This window comes from Rhizobium sp. YS-1r, assembly GCF_000757525.1.
GTDB classification, from domain to species: domain Bacteria; phylum Pseudomonadota; class Alphaproteobacteria; order Rhizobiales; family Rhizobiaceae; genus Neorhizobium; species Neorhizobium petrolearium.
In genome coordinates this window covers 451,335-468,093 of sequence record NZ_JPYQ01000001.1, presented here as the reverse complement: position 1 = coordinate 468,093, position 16,759 = coordinate 451,335, and the positions used below count along the sequence as shown (strand labels likewise).

15 protein-coding genes and 1 riboswitch are annotated in these 16,759 nt (G+C 61.9%); of the genes, 6 read left to right on the top strand and 9 right to left on the bottom strand.

Annotated features, from left to right (window positions below; translation table 11 throughout):
* Window positions 1-40 precede the first annotated feature (40 nt).
* Window positions 41-2,266 carry a heavy metal translocating P-type ATPase gene (locus JL39_RS02130; protein WP_037145607.1) on the bottom strand — a complete coding sequence of 742 codons (2,226 nt, stop codon included), beginning with the start codon at window positions 2,264-2,266 and terminating at the stop codon, window positions 41-43.
* A 111-nt stretch (window positions 2,267-2,377) separates the two neighbouring features.
* Window positions 2,378-2,475: riboswitch (TPP riboswitch) on the top strand.
* 41 nt (window positions 2,476-2,516) lie between these two features.
* Between JL39_RS02130 and thiM the strand changes: the two genes are divergently transcribed.
* Genes thiM through thiD form a run of 3 tightly spaced genes read left to right on the top strand, consistent with a single transcriptional unit; the run spans window position 2,517 to window position 4,749 of the window.
* Complete coding sequence (thiM, locus tag JL39_RS02125) at window positions 2,517-3,320, top strand: hydroxyethylthiazole kinase (protein WP_037145605.1); 804 nt, start codon at window positions 2,517-2,519, stop codon at window positions 3,318-3,320.
* Window positions 3,317-3,952 carry a thiamine phosphate synthase gene (gene thiE, locus JL39_RS02120; RefSeq protein WP_037145603.1) on the top strand — a complete coding sequence of 212 codons (636 nt, stop codon included), beginning with the start codon at window positions 3,317-3,319 and terminating at the stop codon, window positions 3,950-3,952. Before thiM ends, thiE begins: the two co-directional genes overlap by 4 nt.
* On the top strand, window positions 3,949-4,749 hold the full coding sequence (gene thiD / locus JL39_RS02115) for a bifunctional hydroxymethylpyrimidine kinase/phosphomethylpyrimidine kinase (protein ID WP_037145601.1): 801 nt from the start codon (window positions 3,949-3,951) through the stop codon (window positions 4,747-4,749). Before thiE ends, thiD begins: the two co-directional genes overlap by 4 nt.
* 14 nt (window positions 4,750-4,763) lie before the next feature.
* Here thiD and JL39_RS02110 read toward each other — a convergent pair whose 3' ends face one another.
* Together JL39_RS02110 and JL39_RS02105 are read right to left on the bottom strand one after the other, a co-directional pair.
* Window positions 4,764-6,257 (bottom strand): acetyl-CoA hydrolase/transferase family protein, encoded by a 1,494-nt coding sequence (locus JL39_RS02110; RefSeq protein WP_037146105.1) that lies wholly within the window; start codon window positions 6,255-6,257, stop codon window positions 4,764-4,766.
* A gap of 184 nt (window positions 6,258-6,441) precedes the next feature.
* Window positions 6,442-7,602 (bottom strand): iron-containing alcohol dehydrogenase, encoded by a 1,161-nt coding sequence (locus JL39_RS02105; RefSeq protein ID WP_037145599.1) that lies wholly within the window; start codon window positions 7,600-7,602, stop codon window positions 6,442-6,444.
* Between the two features lie 154 nt (window positions 7,603-7,756).
* Here JL39_RS02105 and JL39_RS02100 point away from each other — a divergent pair, with 154 nt between their 5' ends.
* The 3 genes from JL39_RS02100 to JL39_RS02090 are packed head-to-tail and all read left to right on the top strand — an operon-like array spanning window position 7,757 to window position 10,333.
* A complete protein-coding gene (locus JL39_RS02100) occupies window positions 7,757-8,428 on the top strand; it encodes a TetR/AcrR family transcriptional regulator (RefSeq protein ID WP_037145597.1) in 672 nt (223 codons plus the stop codon).
* Window positions 8,428-9,288: an amidohydrolase family protein gene (locus JL39_RS02095; protein WP_037145595.1), complete on the top strand. Its 861-nt coding sequence runs from the start codon at window positions 8,428-8,430 to the stop codon at window positions 9,286-9,288. Before JL39_RS02100 ends, JL39_RS02095 begins: the two co-directional genes overlap by 1 nt.
* A 25-nt stretch (window positions 9,289-9,313) precedes the next feature.
* Entirely contained in the window at window positions 9,314-10,333 is a 1,020-nt protein-coding gene (locus JL39_RS02090; protein WP_081952657.1) for a tripartite tricarboxylate transporter substrate-binding protein, read from the top strand.
* A gap of 131 nt (window positions 10,334-10,464) precedes the next feature.
* On the opposite strand, the gene JL39_RS02085 is transcribed toward JL39_RS02090, so the two are convergent.
* The 6 genes from JL39_RS02085 to JL39_RS02060 all read right to left on the bottom strand — a co-directional run bounded on the left by JL39_RS02085 (window position 10,465) and on the right by JL39_RS02060 (window position 16,712).
* Window positions 10,465-11,184 carry an ABC transporter ATP-binding protein gene (locus JL39_RS02085; RefSeq protein ID WP_037145594.1) on the bottom strand — a complete coding sequence of 240 codons (720 nt, stop codon included), beginning with the start codon at window positions 11,182-11,184 and terminating at the stop codon, window positions 10,465-10,467.
* The gene (locus JL39_RS02080) at window positions 11,181-11,930 is read right to left on the bottom strand and encodes an ABC transporter ATP-binding protein (protein ID WP_037145593.1); all 750 of its coding nucleotides are present in this window, start codon (window positions 11,928-11,930) and stop codon (window positions 11,181-11,183) included. Before JL39_RS02080 ends, JL39_RS02085 begins: the two co-directional genes overlap by 4 nt.
* Window positions 11,927-12,967 carry a branched-chain amino acid ABC transporter permease gene (locus tag JL39_RS02075; protein ID WP_052182591.1) on the bottom strand — a complete coding sequence of 347 codons (1,041 nt, stop codon included), beginning with the start codon at window positions 12,965-12,967 and terminating at the stop codon, window positions 11,927-11,929. The genes JL39_RS02080 and JL39_RS02075 overlap by 4 nt, the downstream gene beginning before the upstream one ends.
* On the bottom strand, window positions 12,964-13,821 hold the full coding sequence (locus JL39_RS02070; protein ID WP_037145592.1) for a branched-chain amino acid ABC transporter permease: 858 nt from the start codon (window positions 13,819-13,821) through the stop codon (window positions 12,964-12,966). Before JL39_RS02070 ends, JL39_RS02075 begins: the two co-directional genes overlap by 4 nt.
* A gap of 214 nt (window positions 13,822-14,035) precedes the next feature.
* Window positions 14,036-15,214, bottom strand: a complete 1,179-nt coding sequence (locus JL39_RS02065) for an ABC transporter substrate-binding protein (RefSeq protein ID WP_037145591.1) — start codon at window positions 15,212-15,214, stop codon at window positions 14,036-14,038.
* 286 nt (window positions 15,215-15,500) lie between these two features.
* A complete protein-coding gene (locus JL39_RS02060) occupies window positions 15,501-16,712 on the bottom strand; it encodes a LysR family transcriptional regulator (protein WP_081952656.1) in 1,212 nt (403 codons plus the stop codon).
* Between the last annotated feature and the right edge of the window lie 47 nt (window positions 16,713-16,759).

Here is a 16,759-nt window from a genome sequence, read left to right as displayed (position 1 = left end):
ACCATAACCCTTGGCATGTACCGATGTTCCTCAGTCAACGTCAGACAGCTTTGATCCGCAGCAGACGAAGCGCATTAAGGGTGACCAGCACGGTCGCGCCGGTATCGGCAAGGATTGCGGGCCAGAGCCCGGTGACGCCGAGGATCGTGGTCACCAGGAACACCGCCTTCAGGCCGAGCGCAATGGTGATGTTCTGGTAGATGTTGCGCATCGTCCGCTTCGAGAGCTCGATCATGTCGGCGATGTCCAGGACCCGCCCATGCAGCGCGGCCGCGTCGGCAGTCTCAAGCGCGACATCCGTGCCGCCGCCGATCGCAATCCCCACATCCGCAGCAGCAAGCGCCGGTGCATCGTTGATGCCGTCACCGACCTTGCCGACCACGAAACCCTCACGCTTCAGTTCGCCGACGATGCGGCTCTTGTCTTCCGGCATCAGCTCGGCTCGCACCTCGACGTTGAGTTCCTTGCCGATTGCAGACGCCGTGCGGGCATTGTCGCCCGTCAGCATTACGGTTTTCACGCCGGCGTCAGAGAGTGCTTTCAGTCCCGCCATGGCGTCGGGGCGTGGCTGGTCGCGCATGGCGATCGCGCCGGCCAGGACGCCACCGACGATCAGCACGGACACGGTCTTGCCTTCGTCGTTGAGGCCGGCGATCCGCCGGGAATGGGCCATCGGCAGCGATACCCGTTCGGCCGCCGCCTTTGGCGAACACAGAAAGACTTCCTGGCCTTCGACCGTGGCGGCGACACCCTTGCCATTCAGGGATCTGGCATCCGACACAGCGGGAATATCCACCTCATCCTCGGCCGCCTTGGCGAGGATTGCGACGGCCAGCGGATGGCTCGAGCCGGTTTCAAGCGCCGCGGCGTAACGCAGCACGTCTTCGGCGTTGCGGCCGAAGGCGATCACGTCCGTCACCTGCGGCTTGCCCGCGGTCAGTGTTCCGGTCTTGTCGAGCGCCACGGCCGTCAGCTTGCCGAGCGTTTCCAGAACGGCACCGCCCTTCATCAGCAAGCCGCGACGGGCACCGGAGGAAAGCGAAGCAGCGATCGCAGCCGGCGTCGAGATGACCAGCGCACAGGGGCAGCCGATCAGCAGGATCGCCAGGCCCTTGTAGATCCACACCCCCCAGGCGGCACCGGCCACAAGCGGCGGCAGGATGGCAACCAGAGCGGCAACCACCACGACGCCGGGTGTGTAATAGCGTGAAAAACGGTCGATGAAACGCTCGGTCGGCGCCTTCTTCTCCTGCGCCTCCTCGACCATCCGGACAATGCGGGCGATCGTGTTGTCCTCCGCGGCAGCCGTCACCCGTACGCGCAGCGCCGCATCGCCGTTAATCGTGCCGGCGAAAACCTTATCGCCCACGCCTTTGACGACCGGCGTGCTTTCCCCCGTCACCGGCGCCTGGTCGACCGCGCTCGTGCCGGCGACGATGACGCCATCCGCCGAAATCCGATCGCCTGGCCGCACGAGGATGACAGAGCCGACCGCCAGGTTCTCGGCCGGCACCTCACGGGTCTGCCCGTTCACCTCCAGCAACGCGTTCTTCGGGACCAGCGCCGTGAGGCTGCGGATGCTCTGGCGCGCCTTGCCGGCTGCGACCCCTTCCAGAAGTTCGCCGACGAGGAAGAGGAAGACCACGGCGGCAGCCTCTTCCGAGGCATTGATGACGACCGCTCCGACGGCGGCAATGGTCATCAGCATCTCGATCGAAAACGGCGTGCCGGCAAGGGCTGCCATGACGGCGCGACGGGCGATCGGCACAAGACCGATCAGCATGGCGGCCGAGAATATGTAGGTGTCATAGGCCGGCACCAGATGGCCGAGCCCATAGGCAACTGCGAGCGCCGCACCGGCAAGGATAGTCAGCCGGCCTTTGGCGCTCTTCCACCACGGTCCTTCCGTCAGCCCATGGTCGTGACCATGAAGGCCTTCAATCTCCCTGGCGCCATGTGTGGAGTGGCTGCCGTCGTTGTGGTCATGGCTGTGATCGTGTCCGCCATCGTGATCATGCTCATGCCCCGTCGTAGTTGGCGCCTTCCTGCCGAGCGCCCGCAGCGAATAACCAAGCCCGGTCACCTTTTTCTCGATCGCGCCCAGGTCGCTCGTTTCGTCATGGCTCACTGTCATCGTACCGGCGGCGACGGATACTGAGACATCCTCGACGCCCGGCATGCGGCGCACTGCCGTGTCGATCTTGGTCGCACAACTTGCGCAATCCATGCCGCCAACCTTGTACCGAGCCTGATTTGTCGCTGCCATTTCTCTTCCTTTCGGGATCGAGCACTTCCTTACAACCTCCAGCCACTAGAGCTTCAAGGGTATTTTTCAGAAAAATTCGCTGGCGGTCGCAGGCCGATCTGCGGTAAGCCTTGTCCCAGACAGGGGCGTCCGGCGTAAAGCTGGGCTGAGAAGTACCCTTTGAACCTGAACCAGATCATGCTGGCGGAGGGAGTCGTTCGGTTCTTCGATCAGAAGAACCCATGCGTCTGCCCCGCCGAACGAGGCGAGAATGCAGACCACACAGACTCCAGGCCAATTGCTGACTGCGATGCGTGCGAAAAATCCGCTTGTCCAGAACATCACCAATTTCGTGGCGATGAATATCGCGGCGAATGTGATGCTCGCTGCCGGCGCCTCGCCCGCCATGGTGCATACGAAAGAGGAGGCCGGCGAATTTGCCAGTATCGCATCTGCGCTGACGATCAATATCGGAACGCTTTCGCCGGATTTCCTGGCTGGCATGAAGGAAGCTGCGAAAGCCGCTGGCGAAACCGGCAAGCCCTGGGTGCTCGATCCGGTCGCCCATTTCGCCACCGCCTACCGCCGCGCTGCTGTCGCCGAACTCATGAAGCTGAAACCCACGATCGTGCGTGGCAATGCCTCCGAGATCATTGCGCAGGCAGGCAGCCAGTCGAGCGGCCACGGCGTTGACAGCGGCGATCCGACCGAGGCGGCGGAAGGTTCGGCGATCGCGCTTGCCCGGCAGAGCGGCTCCATCGTCGCGGTTACCGGTGAAGTGGATTTCGTCACCGACGGCCAGCACTCGGTTCGCATCATGGGCGGTTCAGCGCTGATGCCACGCGTCACTGCCCTCGGCTGCTCGCTCACCTGCCTCGTTGGCGCCTTTGCGGCGGCAAACCCGGAAGGACCGTTCGAGGCGACGGCGGCGGCACTCGCCATGTTCGCGGTCGCTGGCGAGGAAGCGGCTATCAGTGCCGCCGGACCAGGCTCCTTCTTGCCCCTCTTTCTCGATCGCCTTGCAACACTTTCGCCCGAGACGCTCGATACCAAAGCCAGGATCGTCAGCGCATGAAGAATTTCGACCTTTCCGTCTATCTCGTCCTCGATCCCGATCTCTGCCGCGAAATCGGCATGGTGGAGACTGCCCGGCTTGCCGTCGAGGGCGGCGCTACGATCGTGCAGCTCCGCGACAAGCACGCGGATACGGCGCAGATCATCGAGACCGGCCGTGCCCTGAAGGCAGCGCTTGCCGGCGCCAGAGTGCCACTGATCGTCAATGACGATGTCGAGGCGGCGATCGCAATCGGTGCCGCAGGCCTGCATGTCGGTCAGAGCGACATGGTCGCGGCTATCGCCCGCGAGCGCATTGGCCGGGACATGATCCTCGGTCTCTCGGTCGAAACCGAGGAACTGGCGCAACGCATCGATACCTCCGTCGTGGACTATGTCGGCATCGGCCCGGTCTTTGCGACCGTCACCAAGCCGGACCACAAGCAACCGATCGGCTTCGACGGACTTGCCCGCATCGTCGCAGCAGCACCCGTGCCGGCTGTCGCGATAGGCGGCGTCAAGGCGGAACATGCTGGCCCAGCACTTGCCGCCGGCGCGAGAGGCATCGCCGTCGTCTCCGCGATCTGCGGCCAGCCGGACCCCAAAGCCGCCGCCCGCAGGATTGCCGAGGAAATCGAAAGGGCACGCGCATGATCCGCAATATTCTTTCCATCGCCGGTTCCGATCCCTCCGGCGGCGCCGGCATTCAGGCCGACCTCAAGACGTTTTCGGCACGCGGCACCTATGGCATGGCCGTGCTGACGGCGCTGACCGCGCAGAACACGCAAGGGGTCACGGGTGTGCATCCGGTGCCTGCCGAGTTCGTCGCGGAGCAGATCCGCACCATTTTCGCGGATGTGCGGGTGGATGCGGTAAAGATCGGCATGATTGCCAATACCGAGATTGCCGAAACGGTTGCGGATGTGCTCAAGCCCTATCGCGATAGCCTGCCGATCGTGCTCGACCCGGTAATGATCGCCAAGGGAGGCTCCCCGCTGCTTGCTTCGGAGGCGATGGATGCCGTCACCTATCGGCTGATGCCGGTTGCCACCGTCGTCACACCCAATCTGCCGGAAACAGCCGCCCTGCTCGGCGAACCCGTCGCCACCACCCGCCAGATAATGGCCGATCAGGCCGAACGCCTGCGTAAAATCGGTCCGAAGGCGGTACTGGTGAAGGGCGGTCACCTGGAGAGCAGTGACAGCCCGGATGTCCTGGCCGATGCCTCCGGCATCCATTGGTTCGAGGGAAATCGCGTGGCGACGAAGAACACACACGGCACCGGGTGTACGCTTTCCAGCGCGATCGCCGCGGAACTCGCCAAGGGCGCCTCACCGGCCGAGGCCGTCGCGATCGCCAAAGCCTATCTCTCCGGCGCCATCGCGGCTGCCGGCACGCTCACCGTGGGAACCGGCCACGGTCCCGTGCAGCATTTTCACGAATGGTGGTAGGAACAGTCGTTCGCTCAGCCAAGCCGCATGGTGCCGGTCTGCCGGCTCCGCTCATGCCAGGAAAATGCCTCTTCGAGCAGATGAGGCGTCTGCCCGCCGCGGACTGAGGCACGTTGGAAATAGTCGGCCAGACGATCGCGGAAGTCGGGATGGGCGCAGTTGGCAATGATCTGCCCGGCGCGCTCGCGGGGTGCAAGCTCCCTCAGGTCCGCAAGCCCGTTTTCGGTGACGATGATGTCCACATCATGTTCGGTGTGATCCACATGCGGAACCATGGGAACCACCGAGGAAAGTTTGCCGCCCTTGGCGACCGACTTGGTGACGAAGATAGACAGATAGGCGTTGCGGGCGAAATCGCCCGAGCCGCCGATACCGTTCATCATATGCGTGCCGTTCACATGGGTGGAATTGACGTTGCCGTAAATGTCGACTTCCAGAGCAGTGTTGATGCCGATCACGCCCAGCCTGCGGATGACCTCCGGATGATTGCTGATCTCCTGCGGACGGAGGACCAGCTTTTCCTTGTACTTGTCGAACTGGCCAAAAACCCGCTCAGCGCAGGCGGCCGAAAGCGTGATCGAGGAACCGGAGGCAAAGGTCAGCTTCCCGGCATCGAAGAGATCAAACGTGCTGTCCTGCAGCACCTCGCTGTACATGCGCAGATGATGGAAAGGCCCATCCGAGAGCCCGGTCAGCACGGAATTGGCGATCGTGCCGATCCCCGCTTGCAGGGGCTGCAGCGTCAGATCGAGCCGGCCTTTTTCGACCTCCTGCTCCAGGAAGCGGATGAGATGGCTGGCAATGGCCTTCGTGTCGACATCCGCCGGCTCGACGGTTGAGAAACTGTCCTTCACATCGGTCACGACGATGGCAGCGATCTTTTCGGGGTCGATCGGCACATAGGGAAAGCCGACGCGGCTGTCGCAGGCGACAACCGGAATCGGCACACGCGACGGGCGCTTCGTGGGTATGTAGATGTCGTGCAGGCCCTCGAGCTCGGCCGGCTGGCTGAGATTGATCTCGACGATGATCTTCTTCGCAAGAATGGCGAAGCTCGCGGAATTGCCGATCGAGGTGGAGGGTACGATGCCGCCATCCTCGGTGATCGCCGCCGCCTCGATGACGGCGTAGTCGATCGGGCCGAGCTGGTTGGAGCGCAGATGCTCCACGGTCTCCGAAAGATGCTGGTCGACGAACATCACCTCGCCGCGGTTGATCGCGGCGCGCAGCGTCGCATCCGACTGGAAGGGAATGCGCCGGGAGAGCACATGGGCTTCGGTTAGCATGCGGTCGATGTCGTGGCCGAGCGAGGCGCCGGTGATCAGCGTGATCTTGAACGGATCGGTCTTCGCTCGCTCCGCCATGGCGATCGGCACCGCCTTGGCATCACCGGCACGGGTGAAGCCGCTCATGCCGATGATCATGCCATCCTTGATTAGAGCGGCAGCCTGCTGGGGGGTGGTGATGCGATCAAGGAGCGACGGGCGGCGAATACGGGTTTCGAGCATGGGGAACATTCTAACCATTGAAGAGGTGATGCTGCAGCGTTTTCAGACGAACCCGCTTAAGCGGAGGGTCTATGCCCCTCATTGACCGACGTCAAATCCGGAAATCTCCCGCAGACATTTGGTCGCTGTCCATCGGATAATGAAAACAATTCATCCCTCTCTGCAATGAAGTAATCTCAAGGCGTCACCAGGCGGAGCTGTAGATCATCAGCGCATCCTCTTCGGCCATGCTCCTCGGGTTGTTGACCAGCAATCGCTGCTGCTTCATCGCGTCGGCGGCAAGCTTCGGCAGGTCGGCTTCGCCGATCCCGACATCACGCAGCCGTAAAGGCAGGCCGAGCCGTTCCGAAAGTGCGGCCAGTTCTTCGATAAAGGCCGCGCATCGCACCGGTACCTGCTCCTCCCGGACAAGATGTGGGAAGGCGTCAGCGGCTATTTCGGCATAGAGATCCGCCGCGTCGGACATGTTGAAACGCAGAACATGCGAGAGCACCAGAGCATTGGATAGTCCGTGCGGAACATGGAATGTGCCGCCGATCGGATAGGCGAGCGCATGTACTGCCGCGACGGGCGAGTTCGCAAAAGCCTGCCCGGCCAGCATAGACCCGAGCAGCATCGCGCCCCGCGCCTCCATGTTGCGCCCGTCGGACACTGCCGCCTCGATGTTTGCGCCCAGCAATTGCAGCGCCTGTCTCGCCAGCATTTTCGAGAGCGGGTTGTTGTTGGCATTCTTCGAGGCATAGGCCTCGATCGCATGTACCATGGCATCGATCCCCGTCGCAGCGGTGATCGCCGGCGGGAGGCCAAGCGTGAGCTCCGGGTCAAGCACCGCGACATCAGGAAGATTGATGGACGAGGAGACGCCACGCTTTTCCTCTTCACCCACGGTGATAATGGAAACAGGCGTCACTTCCGAGCCCGTGCCGGCGGTAGTCGGCACCAGCGCCAGGGGCAGACGTGGCCCTTTTGCATTTCCGACACCCCAGACGCTATCGATATCCTCGCCAGAACCGAGCAGAAGTGCCGCGAGTTTCGCCACATCCAGCGAAGAGCCGCCGCCGAAGCCGATTACCCCGGTCACGCCGGCGGTCCTTCCAGCCTCCACTGCCCTCATGACAGTGGAGAGCGACGGATCGGCCTCCACCTCCCCGAACACTTCGACTTTCACACTGGAGTCGGAAAGCGACACAAGTGCCGGATCGCAGAGCCCGAGCTTTCTCAGTCCCGGATCCGTGACGAACAGAACGGCGTTGCCGAGCCGCGACCTCACGTGATCTGCCAACTCGCGCGCAGCACCTGCCTTGAAAATCAGCGACGGCGTGGTGTTAAAAATGAAACTATTCATCTCATTTCCGGCCTCCCTCCGGCAGAAACCGGCTTACCACTTTACTCTCCAGCCAGCTACGAGCCAGCTTGCCCCTCCCTGCTTTTTCAGTTGACTTCGGATTCCAATTTGTACACTTGTACAAATTATAAGGACAATCGACTTTCGGACCGGTATGCGCCCAAGCCTGCGGGAAACGCTTCTCCTCAATGCCGTGACGCTGTTTTCCCGCAGCGGCTACAACGCCGTGTCGCTCCGGGATATTGCCAAGGCTTCCGGCGCGAATGTCGGCAGCCTCACTTATCACTTCGGCTCAAAAGCCAATCTCCTCAGAGAAATCTATGAGCGCCACACGAAGCCGATGAATGCGCGACGCCTCGAACTGCTCGGCGAAGCGCGGCGGATCAGCAATCCGGACGAGCGGCTGATGGCGGTTCTGAGAGCCTATGTCGTTCCAGCCTTCACGTCCTCCACCGAAAGTGACGGCGGAGGGGCCGAGTTCACGCGCATGCGCGCCGTGCTTTCGGCAGAGGGCAATCCTGATGCTCGCAAGATCATCGCCGACGCCTTCGACGAAACGAGCCGCGTCTTCATCGAAGCCCTGGCGGACTGCGTGCCCGGCGCGCCACTGGAAGGCGTTGTCTGGCGCAGCCAATTCCTGCTCGGGGCACTCTATTATGCCTTGATCAACCCGGAGCGCGTGACGCGTCTTTCGGGAGGAGCGGTCGACGGAGAAGACCGGGAGGCTGCCGTCAACCAGATCGTCGAGGCGAGCTATGCCAGCTTCCGCAGTCTCCCCGCGGAAGCTGCCGCACCTGAATCATCGATCATGAAAGGTAAGAACTGATGACCCCTGCCCTCCATGCAGGCGAAAAGCGGCGCAAGCCCGATTTCATTCTGCCTGCCGGCAGTTGCGATGCCCATTGCCATGTCTTCGGTCCGGGTGCCGTTTTCCCTTACGCACCGGACCGCCGCTATACACCTGACGATGCGCCCAGGGAGGCGCTGGCCGCCCTTCATGACCGGCTCGGCATCGATCGCGCCGTGATCGTGCAGGCGAGCTGCCATGGGACCGACAACCGCGCCATGCTGGACGCGATCGCCTGGCGTCCGGACCGCTATCGCGGCGTCGCCATCGTCGACGACACATTCGACGATGGGGCCTACCAGGCGCTCGATGACGGCGGCGTGCGTGGCGTGCGCTTCAACTTCGTTCGCCATCTCGGCGGGGCGCCGGACATGGACGCCTTCAACCGCGTGATCGACCGGATCAAGGGCCGCGGCTGGCATGTCGTTCTGCATCTCGACGGCGCTGATATCGTCCCGCTTTCCGACATGATCCGTAGCCTGCCGCTTCCCTTCGTTATCGACCACATGGGCCGTGTCGATACCGCACTCGGCACTGAGCAGCCGGCCTTCCAGGCACTTCTCGAACTCGTCCGGCGGGAAAATTGCTGGATCAAGGTCTGTGGCTCGGAGCGCATCTCGCGGTTCCCGTTCGATGCAGCGGTGCCGTTCGCTCGGGCGCTTGTGGAAGCGAGCCCCGAACGGACCTTGTGGGGCACGGATTTCCCGCATCCCAATCTCAAGGAGCCGGTGGACGAGGCCGATCTCGTGGATCTGGTCCCGCGCCTTGCGATCCGTGCGGAGGATCGGCAGCGACTGCTCGTCGACAATCCCGCGCGTCTTTACGGTTTCGTGGCCTGAACGGTCTCAAAAAGAGGAGGAGAGAATGTCATTCGATGTTGCACAGAAACCGCCGGGGCTGTTTCGGCGGGCCGGCAAATTCATGAAATGGTTGGCGCCCGCGCTCGCCCTGGCGATCGTCGCGCCCGCTGCCGCCGCTGCGCAGGAGGATTACCCCTCGCGGGATATCACCCTTGTGCTGCCGTTCGGTCCTGGCGGAATTGCCGACATCACGTCGCGCGTGGTGGCAGATGCGCTCGGCAAGAAGCTTGGCAGGCAGATCGTCATCATGAACCAGCCGGGCGCCGGCGGCGCCACCGCTGCGCGGGCCGCACTTAACGCCGAAGCCGACGGATACACGCTTGCCCTGCTTTCGAACGGGACGGCTATCAGCGTGCCGCTCTTCAAGAACCTGCAGTTCGATCCGGTCAAGGATTTCGTGCCGATATCAAGCCTTGCCTATTTCGACTTCGTGTTCGTCACCAAGGCTGGCGGCAAATATAAGACACTCAAGGATGTGCTGGATGCGGCGAAGGCCGATCCGGGGGCACTGAATGTCGGCACGATCAATGTCGGCAGCAGCCAGAATCTCGCCGCCGAACTCTTCAGGTCGACCTCGGGGATCGATTTCACCATCGTGCCCTACAAGGCGACGCCCGATCTTCTCGTTGCCCTGCTTGGCGACGAACTCGACGTGATCGTAGACAGCCAGACTGCGCTGAAGGCGGCCCTCACCCAGGGACAGGCGACTGCAGTCGCCTCCTCCGGCCCGACGCGCTCAATGTTGCTGCCCGACGTACCCACCGCACAGGAGCAGGGCGTCACCGGTTTCGACGTGACGTCATGGAACGGCATCTTCGCACCAACCGGCACGCCGCCGGAGGTGGTGAAGAAACTCAATGCCGCACTCGTCGAAGTGCTCGTCGATCCGGCGATCCAGAAGCGATTTGCGGACCTCGGTGTCGAAGCTCGTTCAAGCACGCCGGAGGAGATCGGCAAGCGGCTCTCGGACGACATCAGGAAATGGTCGGACGTGATCGAGAAGGCTGGAATTCCGAAGCAATGAACGAAAGAGGGAGGGATGGTGCCCCATCCCTCCCTTCGTATCATCCGTGCGGGAAGGACATTGCGTCCCGACGCCCCTCACCCCACCCTATCGGTGCGAAGGCGGTGGGGCCAAATCTGTAGCAAGTCGCGTCAGTGCCGCGCGCCTTTCTCCACTCCAAGATGCTGGCCAAGGATCGCCTCGTCGGCAAGAAGCTCCGCGCTGCTCCCCTGATAAACCACCGCGCCGCGGTCAAGGATCACGGCATCATCGGTCAACGGCAGGACTTTCCGCGCCTTCTGCTCGATGATGATCGCCGACATGCCCTCACCCTCGACGATCCGGCGGATTGCCGCAAGCAGTTCGTCGACGATGATCGGCGCGAGACCTTCGGTCGGCTCATCAAGCAACAGCAACTTGGGGTTCACCATCAGCGCGCGTCCGACCGCCAGCATCTGTTGTTCGCCGCCCGAGAGTTGATTGCCGAGGTTCTTCCGGCGCTCCTGAAGGCGCGGAAACATGCCATAGACGCGTTCCAGGTTCCAGACGCCCGGCCGCGCGATAGCGGTGAGGTTCTCCTCGACGGTCAGCGATTTGAAGATGTTGCGCTCCTGCGGCACCCAGCCGATACCCGCCGCCGCACGGCGGTCGGCCCTCAGCCTGGTGATATCGCGGCCCATCAGATGGATCGAACCGGCGTGGTAGGTTGTCACGCCGGCCAGGGTATTCACGAAGGTCGTCTTGCCCGTGCCGTTGCGGCCAAGCAGAGCCAGCGTCCGGCCTTCCTGAATAGTCAGGCTGATACCGGACAATACACTCGCCTCGCCGTAGCCCGCCACCAGCTTTTCGGTGACCAGAACCGGGGTATTCATGCATTTTCTCCGAGATAGACGGCCTTTACGCGCGGATCGGCGGAAATCTCGGCAACCGTGCCTTCGGTAAAGAGCGCGCCGGCCACAAGAACCGAGATCCGATTTGCAAACGAAAAGACCAGATCCATGTCGTGCTCAATCAACAGCACAGTTACATCCGCAGGCAGGTCCGAGACGATCGACAGCACTTCGTGCCGCTCGTCTTCCGGGACGCCGGCGGCCGGCTCATCGAGCAAAAGCACGCGAGGCCTGGACGCGAAGGCGAGTGCGATCTCCAACAAACGCTGTTTGCCATAAGGCAGGATGACGGTGCGCTCGGCCATCACCGAAGCAAGCCCAAAGCGGGCAAGAAGGGCTGCCGCTTCGTCGACGACCCTCCCGTAGCCGGCAATCGACCGCCACAGATTGTGGCCAACGCCTTCTCGTTCGGCAATCGCCAGCGCCACGGTTTCAAGCGGCGTGAATTCGCTGAAGAGCTGATTGATCTGAAAGGTGCGGGTAAGCCCGCGCTTGACGCGCCGGAAGGACGCCATCGAGGTGATGTCCTCCCCTTCCAGGAAGACCTGACCTTCCGAAGGAGGCAAAACGCCGGTGAGAAGGTTGATCAGCGTCGTTTTGCCAGCGCCATTCGGGCCGATCAGCGCTTGGCGGGCGCCGCGCTCCACTTTCAGGCTTACGTCATTGGTGGCAAGGAAGGCGCCGAAATGGCGCTTCAGGTTCCTGGTTTCAAGAACGATGTCACTCATCGGCCCTCCTCCTTCGACTTCGAGAAGCGTTCCGGCAGATATTCGATCCAGCGCGCCAGCCGGTCACGGCCGATCAACACGAGCACGACCAGGATCAGGCCTATATAGAACATCCAGTATTGCGGCGTGACGACCGAGAGCCAGTCCTTCACCAGCGTGAAGAGCACGGCCCCGAAAATGCCGCCGTAGAGATAGCCCGTACCGCCGATGACGAGCACGAGAAGCACGTCGGCCGAGCGATGAAAGGCGAGCACGTCCGGCGAGACGAAACTCGTCGTCTGGGCGAGCAGGGCGCCCGCCATACCGGCGAAGACAGCGGCAACCGTATAGGCTGTGACGATGCGTTTGCGCGCTGGTACTGCGATCATGGCGGCTCGCATCGGGTTACCCTTGATCGCCTTCAGCGACAGGCCGAAAGGCGAGAAGGCGATGCGGCGCATGATCATCGTTCCGATGAAGAGCACGGCAAGGCAATAAAGATAGCCGGTCTTGCCGAAAAGATCGAACTCGAAGAGGCCGAGGACCGGATTGAGCGAGAAGCCGCTTAGCCCGTCGGCACCCCCAGTGAGCCAGGCCATCTGGTTTGCCAGTTCCGCCATCATCAGGCCGATGCCGAGCGTGGTCATCAGGCGGGTCAAGTCCGAACCGCGCAGGATGAGGAAGCTGGTCAGCAGGCCCAGCACACCGGACAGAATGCCTGCCACGATCAGCCCGATCACCGGCTCGGCGATATAATGCAGGGCCAGCAGGCCGGCGACATAGGCGCCGAATCCGAAGAAGGCGGTGTGACCGAGCGAGACGATCCCTGCAAACCCGAGTACCAGGTCGAGCGAGACGGCAAACAATGCCAGGATGGCGATCTCGGTGAGGATCAGCATCTTCGATGGCAACACGAAATAGGCTGCGATCGCGGCAAGCCAGATGACGATCTCGTAGAAACGAACGCGGCTTCTGCGCTTCATCAGTCTGGTCGCGCGGCTTTCGGCGTCGGCCGTCGGGTTTGCCGTCACTGTGGTTTCCTGTTGAACAGCGCTCATCGGCCACCCCTTGCGAACAGTCCGTTCGGGCGCACGATCAGCATGACGATCATCAGCGCATAGATGACGAAGGGGCCGATGGCGGGAACATAATACTTACCCGCGACATCGGCGATACCGAGCAGCAGGGCGGCGAGGAAGGGGCCCGAAACAGTCGAAGTGCCGCCAACTGATACCACGATCAGGAAGTAGATCATGAACTTCAGCGGGAAGTTCGGATCGAGCCCGAGGATTTCCGCGCCCATCGCCCCGCCGAGGCCGGCAAGACCCGAACCGAAGGCGAAGGTCAGTGCGAAGACGACAGGCACATTGATGCCGAGCCCCATTGCCACACGCCGGTCATCGACTGCGGCGCGCAGCCGGCTGCCGAAGCGGGTTTTCGACAGGATGAGTTGCAGCGCGACCGCAAGCAGGGCGCAGACGACGATGGTGAAGAGCCGGTAACGGCCGACACCCACACCGAAGACATCCATCCGACCCGAAAGTTCCGGGGGCAGATTAATGAGTTGCTGCTGACCGCCCATGAAATAGTCCGTCGCGGCGATTGCCATAAAGACGATACCGATCGAGAAGAGAACCTGGTCGAGGTGCGGCGCCTGGTATAGCCACCGATAGAGCGTGCGCTCCAAGACGAGGCCGATCAGCGCCGACGCGAGGAAGGCCGCTGGCAGACACCAATAAAAGGAAATGCCGTAGCGGTTCATCATGATGACGGTCACATAGCCGCCGGCCATGGCGAAAGCGCCATGCGCCAGGTTGATGAAGTTCATGAGGCCAAGCGTCACCGTCAGCCCGCAGGCGAGGATGAACAGCAACATGCCGTAAGCTACGCCGTCAAACAGAATGGTCAGCATGCGAAATCTTCTCTAGAGGGCCCTGAATTCCTGGTTACTGCACCCATGATGCCTCCCGGCATTGTTGCCTCGAAACCGAGGCGGCTCAAGCCCCGAGTTTCTTGTGACTAAGAGGGGCGCTGCCAGATAACTCCTCACCCGGCTGCCGGCACCAACTCTCCGCTGGCGGGGAGCTGGTGCCGGCTTGCGAGGCGGGGTAAGGGGTATCCAGTCTTTACTTGGCTTCTGCCTTTTCCGGATCCTTGAGTGCCTCGAACGTCTGGAATTCGACGTTCTGCAACTCACCGTCCACTTCCTTGACCTCGCGCATATAGATGTTCTGGATGATGTCGCGGGTCTCGGGATCGATGGAGACTGGACCGCGCGGGCTCGTCCAGGAGAGCCCTTTGACGGCTTCCATGAAGGCGGGACCGCTCGCATCGCCCTTGGTCTTTTCAAGCGCGGCATAGATCAGCGCCATGCCGTCATAGCCGCCAACCGACATGAAGTTCGGGCGCATGTTATCGTTGGCCTTCTTGAAAGCCTCGACATAGGCCTTGTTTTCCGGGCTGTCGTGCGCGGTTGCGTAGAAATGACCGGTGATGGTGCCGATCGACGGCTTGCCCATGCTGTTGAGGATGTCGTCGTCGGTGACGTCACCGGTGGCGATCAGCTTGATACCGGCATCGGCAAGCCCGCGTTCGGAGAACTGCTTCATGAACAGCGAACCGACGCCCGACGGAAGGAAAACGAAGACCGCATCCGGCTTGGCGTCGCGCACGCGCTGCAGGAAAGGTGCAAAGTCGGGGTTCTGCAATGGAACGCGCACGGCCTCGGTGACCTCGCCGCCTTTGGCCTTGAACTCCTTGGTGAACCATTTTTCGGCATCGATGCCTGGTCCGTAGTCGGATACGAGCGTTACGACGTTCTTGATACCATTCTGGGCAGCCCAGGTACCAACCGGAAGCGAATATTGCGGCAGCGTACCAGAGGTACGGGTAATGAACGGCGAGGCTTTGGTGATCGATGCCGTGCCGGCAGCCATCACGATCGCCGGAACCTTCGCCTGGGTCGCGACCGGCGCGACCGACATGGCAAGAGGAGTGAGACCGAAGCCCGCGAGAACCTTGGCGCCGTCGTTGACCACCAGTTCCTGCGCAATGCGGCGGGTCTGATCGGCAACACCTGCGTCATCACGGATGATGAGCTCGATCTTCTTGCCGGCGACGGTATCGCCATGGGTTTCGATGAAGGTCTTTGCACCGGCCGAGACCTGGCGTCCGGTGGAAGCAAACGGTCCCGTCATCGGCAGGATAAGGCCGACTTTCACAACTTCCTGCGCGGCCACCGGAAATGCGGCAAGGCAGCCAAGCGCCGCGCCTGCGGCAGCCACCAATGTTCTTCTCTTCAGCATGAGTCTCCTCCTCAGGGTGCGGATTATGTCTATCGGCCTCTTGCCAGCCAGCCGATTTTTCAACCGAAGCGGCAAATCCTCACGATCTGTCGCCTATATCGATGAATGTATACATAGTCGTCAACCGGCTACGGTACTTTGATGCCCCATTATTTTCGCTTTCGTTTCCGCCTGTGGCGTAAGCTTCAAGCTGCAATCTCTCCCGGGGGCATGCTCCAGCTCCCACTATTAGACCGGACGCGGACCAGATGTTTATCAGATCGTCTGCCGTGCTCATAAGTTCTCGTTATAGCGGCCGATCGGGCCGTGTCGGCAGAAGTTCCAGAAACGTCTGCTGGGCGGCGGTCGGCAGCCAGTCCTTGCGAAGCGTCACCCCGATCGGTCTCGACGTGTAGCTCAGATCGAAAGGCAAGGCGCGCATCAACCCCCGCGCTATTTCCGCTTCCGCCTGAAGCCTTGACGTGCACCCAAGATGCTCGCTCGTGTCCAAAAGTTCGCGCATCAGGATGAGCGACCCGGATTCGACGATGCTTTTGGGCGACCCGCTGGCTGCATTGGCGAAAATGCCATCGAAGTAGCGGCGGATTGGCGTGCCGCTCTGGCCGACGACCCAAGGGTAGGCTGCAAGTTCCTCGACCATGATTTCTGACTTTCCGGCCAAGGGGTGATCGTTGCCCGCAACCAGAACGACGGTGTCGTAGAACAGGACCCTCTGCTCGACGTCCCCGATCGGCGCAGGCTCCCGCAATGCGCCGAGCAGGAAATCGATCTCGCCCCGGCGCAAAGCTCCGAGCAGGTCAGGATAAGGACCTTCCTGGATGTGGATGGGAAGGTTTGGACGGAATTTTCGGAAGCTCGCGATCGCCTTCGGCAGCACATAGGATTTTGCAAGAGGCGTGGCACCGATGACGATCTGGCCGGCTTCAGCCGCCGTGAGCTCGGCCATGTCGGCATCCGCCTGTTCGAGTTCAAGGAAGGCGAGCTTTGCTGCCTGGGCAAGCACCTGCGCCGGGCGGGTCGCGACAATCCCATAGGACGTGCGTTCGAAGAGCGGCCGCGCTGCTTCTTGTTCGAGCTGACTGACCGCGCGGTATACGGCGGGCTGGCTCAAGCCAAGCCGCCGCGCGGCGAGCGTGAAGTTCTCGGTTTCCCGGACGGCGATCAGAGATTTCAGCTGTGCCGTCGTAGCCGTCACCTTGAGCCTTGGCGAGAGCTCGGAAAGGGACGGGTCGAGATAACCGAAGGCGCGCCTGATGCGCCGCGCCAGCATTTCTCCGGCGGTATTGGCAAAGACGCGTTGCGGCGTGCGGGAAAAGAGCGGCATGCCAGCCGTTTTCTCGATTTTCGACAGCGCCTGCGTCACGGCGGGCTGCGATACGAAGCACAATTCCGCTGCCTTGGTGACCGAGCCGGTATCAACGACCGCAAGAAACGCCCTCAGGTGCCGCAGGCTGTGCTGCAGTATCCTGGGCGTGGGTGCGGTCGGCAAGAGGCTCATTGCGCTGCCTTGTACGGAAACTGAAATGCAGGCTCAAGCGAAAGCTG

What these genes read in the sequence shown, in the direction of transcription:
- JL39_RS02130 (WP_037145607.1), bottom strand. Translation starts at nt 2,266, where the DNA reads ATGGCAGCGACAAATCAGGCTCGGTACAAGGTTGGCGGCATGGATTGC.
- thiM (WP_037145605.1), top strand. Translation starts at nt 2,517, where the DNA reads ATGCAGACCACACAGACTCCAGGCCAATTGCTGACTGCGATGCGTGCG.
- thiE (WP_037145603.1), top strand. Translation starts at nt 3,317, where the DNA reads ATGAAGAATTTCGACCTTTCCGTCTATCTCGTCCTCGATCCCGATCTC.
- thiD (WP_037145601.1), top strand. Translation starts at nt 3,949, where the DNA reads ATGATCCGCAATATTCTTTCCATCGCCGGTTCCGATCCCTCCGGCGGC.
- JL39_RS02110 (WP_037146105.1), bottom strand. Translation starts at nt 6,257, where the DNA reads ATGCTCGAAACCCGTATTCGCCGCCCGTCGCTCCTTGATCGCATCACC.
- JL39_RS02105 (WP_037145599.1), bottom strand. Translation starts at nt 7,602, where the DNA reads ATGAATAGTTTCATTTTTAACACCACGCCGTCGCTGATTTTCAAGGCA.
- JL39_RS02100 (WP_037145597.1), top strand. Translation starts at nt 7,757, where the DNA reads ATGCGCCCAAGCCTGCGGGAAACGCTTCTCCTCAATGCCGTGACGCTG.
- JL39_RS02095 (WP_037145595.1), top strand. Translation starts at nt 8,428, where the DNA reads ATGACCCCTGCCCTCCATGCAGGCGAAAAGCGGCGCAAGCCCGATTTC.
- JL39_RS02090 (WP_081952657.1), top strand. Translation starts at nt 9,314, where the DNA reads ATGTCATTCGATGTTGCACAGAAACCGCCGGGGCTGTTTCGGCGGGCC.
- JL39_RS02085 (WP_037145594.1), bottom strand. Translation starts at nt 11,184, where the DNA reads ATGAATACCCCGGTTCTGGTCACCGAAAAGCTGGTGGCGGGCTACGGC.
- JL39_RS02080 (WP_037145593.1), bottom strand. Translation starts at nt 11,930, where the DNA reads ATGAGTGACATCGTTCTTGAAACCAGGAACCTGAAGCGCCATTTCGGC.
- JL39_RS02075 (WP_052182591.1), bottom strand. Translation starts at nt 12,967, where the DNA reads ATGAGCGCTGTTCAACAGGAAACCACAGTGACGGCAAACCCGACGGCC.
- JL39_RS02070 (WP_037145592.1), bottom strand. Translation starts at nt 13,821, where the DNA reads ATGCTGACCATTCTGTTTGACGGCGTAGCTTACGGCATGTTGCTGTTC.
- JL39_RS02065 (WP_037145591.1), bottom strand. Translation starts at nt 15,214, where the DNA reads ATGCTGAAGAGAAGAACATTGGTGGCTGCCGCAGGCGCGGCGCTTGGC.
- JL39_RS02060 (WP_081952656.1), bottom strand. Translation starts at nt 16,712, where the DNA reads ATGAGCCTCTTGCCGACCGCACCCACGCCCAGGATACTGCAGCACAGC.